Here is a 12650-nt window from a genome sequence, read left to right on the forward strand (position 1 = left end):
GAGGCACTATGGGGGGATACCGGCAATAGCTTGTAAATTTCTTCAGGTTTGGGTGTGCTAAGAACGAAAAATCGTCCTCGTCTACCTCGGCATGACTGGATGCATCCCTCGGTTTCCATCACTCCCTTGGCTATAGATGTAGACCATTGCAGCGCGATCGCCATCTACCGCAGGGTGGGGATTGTCCCGTACACAGCCCATGTGCAACCCCTTGAGGAGCTAGAATCCCCACAAGAAAACCGTCCTGGGTTCACCAAGACGGTCAGCAATGGGACAAAATTAAGCAGCGGCTGCGAGACTCCCTTCAAGAACTCCCACCGGCTGCCTGAGGACTACTTGCTCCAAGCCACATAGGGCAAGCGAGCTGCGACAGCCTTCACCTGTTCTGCCTGGGCGACGAGTTGACCGCAGGCATCCCAGGTGCCAGACAGGAACATCTGACGCACGCCTTCACCGATGGCGATCGCCATGGATTGATCCCCGTAGCTGGCGGTCAGGTTGGCTAAATCGACGGTCACGGTAAGCTGGGGATCAGCAGCGATCGCCGCCTGCAAACGGGTGACATCCTCAGAAGCAGCCGTGACGCAGGGGATACCCATGGCCACGCAGTTGCCAAAGAAAATTTCTGCAAAGCTTTCGCCAATCAGCGCTTGAATGCCCCACTTGGCTAGGGCTTGGGGAGCGTGCTCCCGCGACGAACCGCAGCCGAAGTTGCGGTTGACCACCAGCACCGTGGCTCCTTGGTAGGCGGGATGATCGAAGGCATGTTGACCGTTCAACTGCTGGCGATCGTCTTCAAAGGCATGGGCTCCGAGACCATCGAAGGTGACGCAGCGCAGGAAGCGGGCGGGAATGATCCGATCGGTATCAATATCGTTGCCGGTGAGGGGCAGGGCGCGACCGGTGTGGGTTTGGACAATAGTCATGGACGAAAGTCTCCAGTGGGATAAATGTGGGAACGACAAGCGGGGATCAAGGCCGGGCAGTCGCTACAGGACGCTGCGCACATCGGTAACATGGCCAGCGATCGCTGCCGCTGCCACCATCGCCGGACTCATCAAGAGCGTGCGTCCTGAGGATGATCCCTGCCGTCCTTTGAAGTTGCGGTTGGAGGACGAGGCGCTAATTTGTGCGCCCTGGAGCTTGTCGGGGTTCATGGCTAGACACATGGAACAGCCGGGTTCACGCCATTCAAACCCCGCATTCACAAACACATCATGGAGACCTTCCGCCTCCGCCTGTTGCTTCACCCGCTCCGAGCCGGGGACGACAAAGGCCTTGACGGAAGCAGCTACCCGCTTGCCCTTGGCCACCTTAGCGGCTTCCCGCAGGTCTTCGATGCGGCCGTTGGTGCAGCTACCGATAAAGCAAACGTCAATGGCCGTACCTTGGATAGGAGTGCCAGGTTGGAGCTTCATATATTGATAGGCTTCCTGCGCGATCGCCCGTTCGTCTTCCGGCATGGTGTCTGGCGTGGGGATCGGTTCGCTGACGCCAATCCCTTGCCCCGGCGTGATCCCCCAGGTGACCGTCGGTTCAATCTCCGCTGCATCGAAGACCACCACATCGTCGTACTGGGCATCGGCATCACTGCGCAGACCGTTCCACCAGGCCACGGCTTGATCCCAGGCTTCGCCCTTGGGGGCAAAGTCCCGTCCCTTGAGGTAGTCGTAGGTGGTCTGATCGGGATTGATGTAGCCGCAGCGAGCGCCACCCTCAATGGCCATGTTGCACACGGTCATGCGCTCTTCCATGGACATCTGTTCAAACGTAGTACCGGCGTATTCGTAGGCATAGCCCACACCGCCCTTAACACCGAGCTTACGGATGATGTGGAGAATCACATCCTTGGCATAGACCCCCGGATTCAGGGTGCCATTGACCTCCACCCGCCGCACCTTCAGCTTCGACAGGGCCAAGGTTTGGGACGCCAACACATCTCGCACTTGACTGGTGCCAATACCAAAGGCGATCGCCCCGAAGGCTCCGTGGGTGGAGGTGTGGCTATCTCCGCAGGCAATGGTCATACCGGGCTGGGTCAACCCCTGCTCTGGGGCAATCACATGGACGATGCCCTGGTTGCCGGACTTGACGTTATAAAACGTGATGCCGTTGTCGGTGGCATTGCGTTCGATGGCCTGCATCATCTCTTCCGCCAAGGTGTCTACAAAGGGACGGGCTTGGTTTTCCGTAGGGACAATGTGATCCACGGTGGCAACGGTGCGATCGGGGAAGAGAACCTTGAGGCCGCGATCGCGCAGCATGGCGAAAGCTTGGGGACTGGTGACCTCGTGGATCAGGTGCAGTCCAATAAAAAGCTGTGTTTGACCGGAGGGCAAAGTGCCCACGGTATGTAAGTCCCAAACGTTATCGAAGAGAGTGCCTGCGCTCATGGCGATCGTCCTCTGAAGTGTCTATATCGGCGTACTTTCTACCCTAGAAGCGAATCCTAGAGATGTCCAATATATAGTTAGGGCACTATTCATACTTAAAACATATGAGTCTTCTCCCAGCCAGATTATCTCCAGCCAAACCATGATTGAATTTCGACATCTGCGCTATTTCGTCGCCGTGGCGGAAGAACTCCACTTTGGGCGGGCCGCCGAGCGACTGCACATGGCCCAGCCGCCCCTGAGTCAGCAAATCCGCCAACTTGAGGAGCAGCTTGGCTTTCAGGTGTTTCATCGCACCAAGCGCCGGGTGACGCTCACCGAGGCGGGGCAGGTATTTTTGGAGCACAGTCAGGATTTGTTGCAGCAGCTTGAGCGGGCGGTGGAAGCGGGGCGTCAGGCCAGCCGTGGGGAAGTGGGTCAGTTGGCGATCGGCTTTGTGAGTTCTGCCACCTACAACGTGCTGCCGATGATCCTGCATGAATTTCGCGATCGCTTCCCCCAGGTCAACCTCACGCTGCGGGAACTGACGACCGATCAACAGGTGCGCTGGCTGGCGGAAAATCGTCTCGACGTCGGCTTCATTCGCCCGCCCATCGACGATGCTCAGCTTAAAACCCAGGTGATTTTGCAGGAACCGCTGGTGGTGGCTCTGCCAGTTCACCATCCCCTGGCTGCCCAAGCGGCCATTCCCCTAAAATCCCTGGCGGGGGAATCGTTTATTCTCTTTCCCCGCCGCCTAGCTCCCGGTCTGTATGACCAGGTGATTAGCCTCTGCCAATCGGCGGACTTTAGCCCCAAGGTGGTTCAAGAAGCCATCCAAATGCAGACCATTGTCAGCCTGGTGGCCGCCCGGATGGGCGTGGCGATCGTACCGATATCCATCCAGCATTTGGGGCGCACCGGCGTGGTCTATCGACCCCTGCAAGAAGCAACCCCCCAGGCAGCGATCGCCCTCCTCTGGCATCCAGACCAACTCACCCCCGTCAGCCAGCAGTTTCTAGACATGGTTCACCGCTTGACCCATTAGGTTTCGCTTGATCCCATGCCATAGATCGGCAAATCCAGGGTGATCTGGGTGCCATGCTGGGGGGTAGACTGCAGACCAATATGCCCTCGATGTTGATGCACGATGGTTTGATAGCTGACGGTGAGCCCCAGACCTGTACCTCGCCCCACATCTTTGGTGGTGAAAAAGGGATCAAAGATGCGGGTTTGGTGTTCTGGCGCGATGCCCGGGCCGTTGTCAGCGATCGCAATCCGCATCCAAGTCTGGCCGGTTTCGCGATCGGAGTAGAGCGCTGTGGAGATATCAATAAACTTGGGGCTCTGGGACGGCAGATCGGCTAGGGCATCGAGGGCATTGCCGACAATATTCACAAACACTTGATTCAGCAATTGGGGATAGCATTCTATCCAGGGCAGGTCGCCATAATGCCGCCGCACCGTCACATCAAGGGGAATCTGGCTTTTGAGGATATCCAGAGCGGTGTCTAGACTATCGTGCAGGTCAGCCAGCTTCCATTCCGCTTCATCCAGCCGGACAAACCGCCGTAGGGACAGGACAATCTGGCGAATGCGCTCCGCCCCAGTTTGCATCGACCGCAGGGTGTCGGGTAGATCTCGCAGCAGAAAGTCTAGATCGAGGTCGTCGATCAGCGATCGCAGTTCCTCATCTTCAGGGGTGCGATCGCGGTAGAGCTGCACCAGTTGCATCAATCCCTCCACATACTTCTCCACGTGGGGAATGTTGCCGTAGATGAAGCTCACCGGGTTGTTAATCTCATGGGCTACCCCTGCCACCATCCGCCCTAGGCTAGACATTTTCTCACTTTGGATGAGCTGGGCCTGGGTATGCTGCAGATCCAGCAACGTTTGGCTAAGCTGCTGAGCTTGGGCGCGACTGGTTTCAGCCTGCTGCTGCACCTGGGTGTAGAGATAAGCCTGCTGGATGGAAATGGCGAGTTGATCCGCCACCGCCTGGGCCAGTTCTTGGTCGTCTTTTGACCAATAGCGCACATGGCTGCACTGGTTGATGTACAAAATGGCGTGGAGACGCTCCTTGGTTTGCACCGGCACCATCAGGGCAGAGCGAATTTGGGCATCCTGATACTCGGGATTGCAGTCCCCAATGCGCGGATCCTGGGCTACATCGGTGATCACCACCCGCTGCCGATGTTCGGTCACCCAGCGGGTGATCGGCCCGTTGGTGTCAAAGTCCTGAATCGACGGCAAAAAGGGCGGACGGCAGACTTCAAAGAGGTAGTGTTGGCGACAAACGTTGCCAATGCGCTCGGTATCCGGCAGGCTTTGGAACAACTGAGAGGTTTCATCTGGCGGGTTGACCAAATGCACCAGGCAGCGATCGCTACCGATGGCATCCATAACCTGGGTAATAGTCTGGGACAGCACCAAGCGTAGATCCAAACTTTGACGCGTTTGATTGGTGATGTAGTTCACCACCTGCTCTCGCCGCGCCTGTTTTTGGATGGTTTCGTAGAGCTGCGCTTGGTAAATAGCCACCTCAAGCTGCTGGGCAATGGTTTGAATCAGATCCAAATCGGCATTGCTCAAGGGCGTACTGCAGGGCCCCAGGGCCGCAATAAACCCCAGGGCATTGGCCTGCCCCTTCACCGGCACCAGCAAATTCACCGGCTGCCCCAACACATCCCAGCGCGGTAGATGGGGCGATCGCATTTGAATAAACGGACGACTCAACAGCCCTTGTCCGTGGGATGAGGACGTTGTGAACCCCGCCGCAAATTCCCCTTTGCGCACCAAGGTCGCCGCACTGCCAAAGCGAGCGAGGGGATAGTCGCCCACGAGAGAAGGATGCTCAGACGGCTGGGTTTGGCAAACCACTTGAATGCGCTGGATATCTTTGAAATACCAGAAAAATATGCAGGACTCGACCCCCAACAAGTCGGAGATTTCATCGACAGCCGTTTGCAGCACCACATTCAGCTCTAGAGAGCCGCGAATGCGATCGAGAATGCGACGCAGGGATTGACTTTGCTGCGCGGAGGGAGAAGATCCAGACACCAAAATATTCTTAAGCTGGTGGAGAAATAAAAGCACGGTCGTCAGCAGCACAGATGCTCAAAACAGGGGTGAACAGAATCAATGGCGTTTGACTAGCCAACCAGAGGAAGCCAGTCTCATCTGACCGCTCCATGAATAATCGGCAAATCGTAAGGACGGCAAACCACCGGGGGAGGCGATTCTACTCAATCCAGCATCGGAGAAATCCAGCACCAGAGAAGGGAGCTCACGGTTGAAAGCCCTGAGATGGAACGGTAGATCAACACCTCAGGAATCCTTATACCTCTCTAGGGCAAGAGCAATGAATGGTTTCAGGCGAATGAAAGATGTCGGATGGACGACGTTGGAAGGTGGGTTGCCTGCGTCAGAATCCTTGCCTAACGCCAGGCCACTGAGCCTATCCTTCAAAATGAATACGAACTGTTCACACGATTGCACCGACCCCGGACAACGATCCCAATTCTCGGGGAATTCTATGACAGATTGACTGCGCCACACCCTGAAACGTTGCCGGCACAAGCTTTTACCCTAGCCATCTCCCAAGGCAATAGACTACCTCCTTGAGCTAGCCCTAGTCTTAGGACAACAACTTTTGCTTGCTTGGCTGATTTTATCAAACTGCACGTGATTAAGATCACTCTCGACACTGTACCAAGATCACTTAAGTCATCCAGTCTAGATCACTACAAAATCATGATTTGATCACGCCATTTTGACTAGAGGATCACCGGTAAGTTCACTGAGACATCACAGCGCCTTCATCCAATATCTACGATACTTACGAGTATGAAGCCCCCAAAGCAATCAGGACACTCAGATCATGCATACTCAACCTCAGATGCACTTTACGTCCCTCGAACAAATTATTCAGCGCATTTTTGAAACTCGCTGTATCACGCGTCTCGATCAACAGCAGTTTATGAGCATGGTACGGTCAGCCGGAGCGATCGCCCCCCAAGACCAAGCGCTGATTAACCGAGTGTTTGATGCCCTGCGCCATGGACGGTTGAAAGTAACCGACTAACTTGGACAGCGCCGCCATCCACTAGGCTAGACCGACGGGTATCAGAGTTGCCCACCTAGCAATCGAAAAGATGGTAGATTCTGATTCAACTTCACGTACCAGCGCGCTCTGGGAGGTACACCTTGAATCAGTCTGCGTCAGCCTCTACCCCGACCTCTACCCCAACCTACGACATCCTGCTCCGCCAGGGATGTCTACTCCACCCCGATCGCCCCTCAGAGGTCGTCGATCTAGGCATTCGTGATGGACAGATTGCCGCGATTGCCTCCCAGATCGACGGCACTGCGATGACAGAGCTGGATGTGACCGGCCAGGTGATCAGTCCGCCCTTGGTGGAATCCCATGTTCATCTTGACTCTGCCCGCACCATTGGCAACCCCCGCTGGAATCAAAGCGGCACCTTGTTTGAAGGCATTGATATTTGGAGCGATCGCAAAAAGACGCTGACTGTTGATGAGGTGTGCGATCGGGCTGTAGGCACCCTCAAGCAGCAGGCACTGCAGGGGGTGCTGTTTGTGCGCAGTCACGCGGATGTCAGTGAACCCACCCTCACGGCCCTACAAGGATTATTGGCTGCTCGGGAGCAGGTGAAGGATTGGATGACGCTGCAGGTGGTGGCATTTCCCCAGGATGGCATCTACAGCCAGCCGAAAAATAATGACCTCATGGAGGAAGCCATGAAGCTGGGGGCTGATGCGGTGGGCGGCATTCCCCACTATGAACTCACGCGGGAAGATGGGGTGCAGTCGGTGCATCGCATCTTTGACCTGGCGGAACGCTACGATCGCTTAATTGATGTCCACTGTGATGAAATCGACGACGACCAGGCCCGCTTTTTAGAAGTCATGGCCGCCTGTGCCATTCGTCGCGGCAATGGCCCGAAGGTCACCGCTAGCCACACCACCGCCTTTAGCTCCTACAACAATGCCTATGCCATGAAGCTCCTAGGCTTTTTGCAGCGCGCCCAAATCAACTTTGTCTCCAACCCGTTAATTAACATCACCCTCCAAGGCCGTACCGACAACCACCCCAAACGGCGCGGCGTGACGCGGGTGAAGGAGCTATGGCAGTTAGGGCTCAATGTCAGCCTGGGTCATGACTGCATCCAAGATCCTTGGTACAGCTTGGGTACCGGCAATATGCTAGATGTAGCCAGCATGGCGATCCATGTTTGCCACATGACCGGCCAAGCCGAAATCGATGCCTGCTACAACATGGTGACCTGGCATGGAGCCAAAACGCTGAATGTGGCGGATGACTATGGTCTAGAGGTGGGCAAACCGGCGAATGTGATTGTGCTAGCAGCCAGCGATCGCTACGATGCCATTTGCCGTCGTGCTACGGTGCAGTATGTGATCTCCCGTGGGCAGATGCTGGCCCAAACCCGTCCTCCCGAACCCCAGTGGTGCCAATGACTGATCCGATTCCCGCCGATTTTTGGCAAGGCGTTGACCAATTTAACCAAGGCGATTTCTATGCCTGCCACGACACCCTAGAGGCCATTTGGATGGAAGCGCCCCAGTACCAAAAGGGCTTCTACCAAGGGGTGTTGCAACTGGCGGTGGCGCTCTACCACCTGAGTAACCATAACTGGCGGGGCACTGTCACGCTGCTGGGGGAGGGGGTGCATCGCCTAGCAGCTTACCCATCTGACTACGCTGAGATTGATGTGGCACAGTTGATGCACCAAAGTGCTGTCCTGCTGCGATCGCTTCAGGAATTGGGGCCGGATGAGGTAGAAGCGATCGCCCAGCAGGTGTTTCATCCTGTAGACCCTGCCCAGTCTCTCTGCCCGGTGATTCAGCAAGTATAGATTGATGAGTCGTTGTTAGGTAGCTGCTCAAGAGTTTAGCAATTGGCGAAGAGAGAATTCCAATGAAACCAGATCGTCTTGAATTGTTTGCCAAATGATAGACAAATTCACTTGAAAATACTCGTGAATCACAATATTTCGCATTCCACGCACATCGTCCCAAGGAATTTCAGGATGTGACGCCTCCAGCTCAGGTGGAATAACACGAACTGCTTCACCAATAATTGCAAGACTATACAAAACTGCACTGATTGTCTTTCGATCGTCTTGAAACTCATCGAACGTAAGCCCGTTGGTGAACTCTCGGATTTCAGCGATCGCGGCTAGTACGTCTCTTACTCTATTTTGCCAATCTCTAGAAGGCACGAATCGCCTCCCGAAAAACGGGTTCTTGTAGATAAGGTTTGAGGGAGTCGGTCGTACCCAGATCAACGGAGCTCTCTAAAATCTCCTCTAGGTATCGTTTCAAGCGCACAAAAGTAAATAACCCAACCGGACGATCAAACTCTACTAGTAGATCGACATCGCTGTCTGGTCGCGCTTCATCCCTTGCCACTGAACCAAACAGCATCAGAGACTTCACGCCAAAACCCTTCAGTGTGCTTTGGTGCTTTGCTAGTAATGTAAGGGCTTCCTGTTTTCGCACTACCCAACCTGCCACAAAGAACCTTATCGAGAATTGTAGCGCACCAGTCAGATCTCAATTACGTCTCAACCGAAGATTCGACATCACGCCCCCAGATGGCTTTCTACTTGCCCTCTCCCCGATCGCTTGAGACTGTTATGGGTGATGATGACGATTGGATGCCTGATAGCACCCTAACTAGGGTCGTTATACAGACTGGTGCCAGCATAAGACCCATGCACGTGGTCTAGTACATCAATTCTAGTTAGAGGTTCCTGACTCACGATCGCCTCTCGACTCAGATCAGGGCGATCGCTCTGCTCCCTGGGGAGCAGTGAATTGGGACAACTCATATAGGCTGGCATACTCCTCATCCTAAGCTAGAACGAAATTTGTTAGGCATGACCGATTAGTTTAGGGAAACTGGGGCTGTATCGAGCGCACGAATCGCTGAAGCTGCCGACTTTCTAACTCCAAAACGCGCCGGGCAAAGTCAAGATCGTGGTCGAGTAAATCGTCAAAGGTATCGACAGAAATCGCTAGGATTCGGGTACGTTCGCTATCTGCAACGATCGTATTTTCTGAACTGCTGTGGGCTAAAACTTCCAGCTCGTCTAGCGTTTGCCCCGGATGGAGCTGTTCGACGTGAACCCCAGATTCCGTCTGATAGTGGATGTCGGCGTCGCCTTCGATCAGCAGCAGCAACTCTCGACAAGTATCTCCAGCTTCTGTAATCACATCCCCTTGATTGTAGGGTCTCACCTCCGCTCGATCGGCAAGGGCAATGAGTGTGTCACTCTGCATTCGGTGGAAAAAGTCGCTATTAAATAAGTAAACCAATTTCTCCAGCGTTGGGAACTGGGTCAGAGTCAATTTTTCTGTAGACGACGATTGCCAAGTCAATAGTTGATCAATGGTTTCCTGTACAAGATGGGAACTAAACGTGTGGCGATGATTCCGAGCGATCGCTAGACTGCGGTCTGGGTCTAGTTGAGCAATCATATAGAGCGCTGCCGCCTGGATCATAGGATTTTGCTCTTGGAGCAAGACGTCTAGGTGCCCCAGAATTGCCTCAGGGGAGAATTCCAGTGAACAGGATACCGGTGATTCTCCCGGTTGGATCAAACAATGCAGGATGTCTGGCGGCAGGCGATCGCCCCAGTTTTCTTGATCCAATAGATCTCCCAAGACCACAGGTGCAGCATGTTGTAGAGACTGTGCCAGACTGAAGGCGGCCGGCTCAGACTGGAGAAGATCTAGGGTTTCCAGAAGCGATCGCACAATCAGTTCTTTTTTGTGACTAATATTTTCCCGTAGCAGGGTTAATACGGCCTTGTGCTCATGCAACATCGGTTGATTGAGTGCGCGGTAGCTTTCGATGAGTCCTGGTAGCTGCGCGGTTAGAAACTCTGCCTTTTTGGCACGACTGGCATTAACCGAGAATCCACTCAAGATCCATTCTTCCTCCTGGGGGGTGATGGAATATTGGCGGCGTAAGGACTGAACCGCGGCTGAATCTGGTAATGATGGCTCCAGGGCTGTGCGATCAGGCTGCTTGCTTTGCAGTAGCATTAACCGCTCCAGGGATTTGCGGTAGCCGCTTAAGCGAATCTGATTTTCTAAACTGCGTTGACGGGACGGATTAAGTAATTCTGGATCTTCAATGCCCAATTCCTCTAACACAATGCGGTGTTCATCATCCGTAATGCCTAGCTCTTGACGCATTTGATGCAACATATCTAAGCTGCTGGAGTAGTTGACATAGCCTTCTTCTAGCGATTCTCGCACCACGCCCTTATAGGCCTGGTGTCGCTTCTCGCGGGTAAAGCCAGGCAGCACCTTGGCTAACACATACACCTCATGCGTATTCAGATCGCTGAGTGCCCGTCCTTCTAAAAACTGGGATACATCGAGCTGTAGTTTCTCTAACTGCTTACGGAATCGCCGCGCTAGATTTTCACGAGAATAGAGGTCAGGGCTACGTCGCCAGGTTTTATAAAGCCAGAGGGTACTCAGCGTCACCAAGCCCAGATCGTAAAGGTATTGCACCGACAACGGGAAAAGCTGTACCAGGGGACGCCCGGCAAAAATAAAGAAGACGTTAAAAATACCAAAGGTGCATAGGGTAAACATGCGATGCCGAATGGTTTCGATCGTCACGTTCGTCTGATGTCGTCGACTGTAGGCTTTAGCCCGTTTTTCAATCCAGCGGCCTCCCCCATAGGCGATCGCCGTGCAGGCACCCAGCACGAGCGGAACGGCAACCAATTTGGGAATGTTGATGACCTGTCCAAACAGGTAGAGCCCCGGGCTAAACAGCGACGCGAGTTGATCGGGTTGCCGCACCCATACGCCAGAAAAGTAATAGTCCCAGTTGCCTGCATAGAGATAGTAATAGACAAAATAACCTATGACTAAGCCCACATAGCCATAGTATAAAAATGGGGTTTCGCGCTTGTTCAAGCTGTTCCAGTAGGTGCGCTCCGCATCAATATCAATGCAGGGATTTTGACAGGCGACGCAGGCACTTTGCTCCTTGCCCTCTGGCAGCACCGTACGGCACATGGATTGCGTGATCAGTTGCTCGCTCGTATGGGCTGGGCTGCTTAATAAACCTCCTGGTTCACTGTAGATGCTTTGCACCGGAGCCATTGGACAAAAGTACTGACACCAGGATTTACCACCATACCAGTAGCCCACCGCGATCGATGCTGCCACGGTGAACAATAGCCAGCTCGCTAATACCAAGCGATCGGCATTGAAAAACAAAATTCGCCCGCACAATCCTATAAATAACCAACCAAATTGCACATAGGGATAATTGCGACCCAGCCATGAATTTGAGTCAACCTTTGCCAACTCGTAACGTACTTTGCCAGTCTTTTTATTCTCTCGCTTAAACTGCCGCTGCCATCCCAATGCCCGAGGGATTTGAGACAAAAACGACAGGGGACAAATCCGCCGCCATAGCTCATGGCCAAATACCAGCAAAATGAAGATGGCGGATGGTACAATAGCTCCCCAGAAGAGGGTTGTTCCTAAGGGATAAGGCTGCTCAGATAAGCATTCTCCCTGCACCTGGATGCAGGTATCCTGAAGCCGCAAAGGACTCCAAGGATGATCAGGGGTGGTTAGCGCCGAGGTCCAAGGGTCATACAATAGGGAGGCAATGATCAAGAGCCAACCCATCGTTAATACCCAACGAACTCCGTGCATTTGCCGCTCTGGCAGTTGTGCAAACATAGACAAGCCCATCCTCTTCTTTGGTCTTTATCAATTGTGCGACAAAGACCCCTAGGAACTGCCATTGATTTTCTCTTGGTTAGCTATTATATCTCTCAGAACTCTATGATGTTCTCCACTATGATGTTCTCCACATGGACGTCCAAAACATCATTGCCCAAGGTCGCTTTAAAGCAGGGAAAAAGCCAGTTCCGTTCCCAATCCACTCCCCATTCAGTCATAGTCTTATCATCTATTGCCAGGGGCTCATCACCCTTGTTTCTGCTACCTCAAATGGACTTCTATCCCGGGTGGCAACCGTAAACCCGTTCACTATTGCGATCGCAGCACTATAGCCATCACAGGGAGCGATCGCGTAGGGCTGGTCTTCAAGTGCAGCCGCAGCAATCAACACTTGCCCACCTCGGCTCAGAGCTGTACTGCCCCCTCCCATGCCTCCAGACCAGACAGACTATGACAACATGGACATACAACATAGACAGCGCGATCGCTCTCTGCGTTTCAAGACATATT

At 53.8% G+C, this 12650-nt stretch carries 11 protein-coding genes and 1 pseudogene; 5 read left to right on the forward strand and 7 right to left on the reverse strand.

From position 1 onward, the window contains the following. Window positions 1–54: 54 nt before the first annotated feature. Window positions 55–354: a hypothetical protein gene (locus JUJ53_RS17065; protein WP_204153227.1), complete on the forward strand. Its 300-nt coding sequence runs from the start codon at window positions 55–57 to the stop codon at window positions 352–354. On the opposite strand, the gene leuD is transcribed toward JUJ53_RS17065, so the two are convergent. Both leuD and leuC read right to left on the reverse strand, forming a co-directional pair. Next, the gene (gene leuD, locus JUJ53_RS17070) at window positions 333–926 is read right to left on the reverse strand and encodes a 3-isopropylmalate dehydratase small subunit (protein ID WP_204153228.1); all 594 of its coding nucleotides are present in this window, start codon (window positions 924–926) and stop codon (window positions 333–335) included. The two genes, JUJ53_RS17065 and leuD, sit on opposite strands and share 22 nt — an antisense overlap. Window positions 927–989: 63 nt before the next feature. Next, complete coding sequence (leuC, locus tag JUJ53_RS17075; protein WP_204153229.1) at window positions 990–2393, reverse strand: 3-isopropylmalate dehydratase large subunit; 1404 nt, start codon at window positions 2391–2393, stop codon at window positions 990–992. Between the two features lie 145 nt (window positions 2394–2538). Between leuC and JUJ53_RS17080 the strand changes: the two genes are divergently transcribed. Continuing rightward, entirely contained in the window at window positions 2539–3420 is an 882-nt protein-coding gene (locus JUJ53_RS17080; RefSeq protein ID WP_204153288.1) for a LysR family transcriptional regulator, read from the forward strand. Here the strand turns inward: JUJ53_RS17080 and JUJ53_RS17085 are convergent. Further along, complete coding sequence (locus JUJ53_RS17085; RefSeq protein ID WP_204153230.1) at window positions 3417–5483, reverse strand: GAF domain-containing protein; 2067 nt, start codon at window positions 5481–5483, stop codon at window positions 3417–3419. The genes JUJ53_RS17080 and JUJ53_RS17085 overlap by 4 nt on opposite strands. A gap of 769 nt (window positions 5484–6252) precedes the next feature. Between JUJ53_RS17085 and JUJ53_RS17090 the strand changes: the two genes are divergently transcribed. The 3 genes from JUJ53_RS17090 to JUJ53_RS17100 all read left to right on the forward strand — a co-directional run bounded on the left by JUJ53_RS17090 (window position 6253) and on the right by JUJ53_RS17100 (window position 8269). After that, window positions 6253–6456, forward strand: coding sequence for a hypothetical protein (locus JUJ53_RS17090; protein WP_239125140.1), 204 nt, complete (start codon window positions 6253–6255; stop codon window positions 6454–6456). Between the two features lie 122 nt (window positions 6457–6578). Beyond that, window positions 6579–7871 (forward strand): cytosine deaminase, encoded by a 1293-nt coding sequence (codA, locus tag JUJ53_RS17095; RefSeq protein WP_204153231.1) that lies wholly within the window; start codon window positions 6579–6581, stop codon window positions 7869–7871. Beyond that, the gene (locus tag JUJ53_RS17100) at window positions 7868–8269 is read left to right on the forward strand and encodes a DUF309 domain-containing protein (RefSeq protein ID WP_204153232.1); all 402 of its coding nucleotides are present in this window, start codon (window positions 7868–7870) and stop codon (window positions 8267–8269) included. The genes codA and JUJ53_RS17100 overlap by 4 nt, the downstream gene beginning before the upstream one ends. A gap of 27 nt (window positions 8270–8296) precedes the next feature. On the opposite strand, the gene JUJ53_RS17105 is transcribed toward JUJ53_RS17100, so the two are convergent. The 4 genes and pseudogenes from JUJ53_RS17105 to JUJ53_RS25530 all read right to left on the reverse strand — a co-directional run. Next, window positions 8297–8635 carry a DUF86 domain-containing protein gene (locus JUJ53_RS17105; protein WP_204153233.1) on the reverse strand — a complete coding sequence of 113 codons (339 nt, stop codon included), beginning with the start codon at window positions 8633–8635 and terminating at the stop codon, window positions 8297–8299. Then, on the reverse strand, window positions 8625–8915 hold the full coding sequence (locus JUJ53_RS17110) for a nucleotidyltransferase family protein (RefSeq protein ID WP_204153290.1): 291 nt from the start codon (window positions 8913–8915) through the stop codon (window positions 8625–8627). Before JUJ53_RS17110 ends, JUJ53_RS17105 begins: the two co-directional genes overlap by 11 nt. Window positions 8916–9308: 393 nt before the next feature. Next, on the reverse strand, window positions 9309–12137 hold the full coding sequence (locus JUJ53_RS17115) for a cyclic nucleotide-binding domain-containing protein (RefSeq protein WP_204153234.1): 2829 nt from the start codon (window positions 12135–12137) through the stop codon (window positions 9309–9311). Window positions 12138–12369: 232 nt separating this feature from the next. Then, window positions 12370–12492, reverse strand: a pseudogene (locus tag JUJ53_RS25530) (VapC toxin family PIN domain ribonuclease); the annotation flags it as partial. Between the last annotated feature and the right edge of the window lie 158 nt (window positions 12493–12650).

Origin of the sequence: Leptolyngbya sp. CCY15150 (assembly GCF_016888135.1) — a bacterium.
Taxonomy (GTDB): domain Bacteria; phylum Cyanobacteriota; class Cyanobacteriia; order RECH01; family RECH01; genus RECH01.